Consider the following 1,078-nt stretch of genomic DNA (forward strand, 5'->3'; position numbering starts at 1 on the left):
GAATCGGGATTTTCCGGAAGCGGTGAAACCTCTCACCCTCCCACCGCCTTTGGCGGCGGGCCCCTCCCTCTCTCAAAGAGAGAGGGGTTTCGCGCGCACCGCCTGGATCAGCGGGTCGGCTACCCACCTAGCGGACAATCGATAGGTCCGCTCCGCGCCGGGGCGCCACCCCAAAAAAGGAAAGGCCCCCGTCCCGGCCGTTCTGCCCGCGGCGGCAAGGCCCAGATCATGAAAAAGCCGCCGACCTCTCGGCCGGCGGCTTGATCTGCGCGAAAGAGAGAGAGGCGCTTACGCCTTGTCTTCCGAGGCGTCGCGGCTTTCGTTGATGTGGTCGATCAGACCCCAGGCCTTGGCTTCCTCGGCGCTCATGAAGTGGTCGCGGTCGAGGGTCTTTTCGACTTCCTCGTAGGTGCGGCCGGTGTGCTTGACGTAGATCTCGTTCAAGCGGCGCTTGGTCTTGATGATGTCCTCGGCGTGGCGCTCGATGTCCGAGGCCTGGCCGCGGAAGCCACCCGACGGCTGGTGGACCATGATGCGGGCGTTCGGCAGCGCGATGCGCTGGCCGGGAGCGCCGGCTTGCAGCAGAAGCGAGCCCATCGAGGCCGCCATGCCCATGCACACCGTCGAGACCGGGCTCTTGATGTATTGCATGGTGTCGTAGATCGCCAGGCCGGCCGTCACCACGCCGCCGGGCGAGTTGATGTACATGGCGATTTCCTTCTTGGGGTTCTCGGACTCCAGGAAGAGCAGCTGGGCGCAGATCAGGCTGGCCATCCCGTCTTCGACGGGACCGGTCAGGAAGATGATCCGCTCTTTCAACAGACGGGAGAAGATGTCGAACGCCCGCTCGCCGCGGCTGGTCTGTTCGACCACCATCGGCACGAGGTTCATCGCCGTCGCCATCGGATCATACATAGGGATCGCCCTTTTCATTGTGTCTGGGCGGCGCGAGCGAATCAGCCCCCGCGCGCCGTCGCCAACGCATATCGCGTGGCGCTTAACAGGTTGCAAGGAGCCGGGCCGAAGCTTCGGCCATGAAAAAGGGCGCGACCCTCGCGGATCGCGCCCTGATTTCGTT

Annotated in this window: 1 protein-coding gene; it reads right to left on the minus strand. The window is 64.4% G+C overall.

What is annotated here, in order from left to right:
• Positions 1 to 288: 288 nt before the first annotated feature.
• Positions 289 to 915 carry an ATP-dependent Clp protease proteolytic subunit gene (locus tag AC1DZ6_RS25700; protein WP_035074762.1) on the minus strand — a complete coding sequence of 209 codons (627 nt, stop codon included), beginning with the start codon at positions 913 to 915 and terminating at the stop codon, positions 289 to 291.
• Positions 916 to 1,078 lie beyond the last annotated feature (163 nt).

The organism is Caulobacter sp. P1_B12_2 (assembly GCF_056406675.1).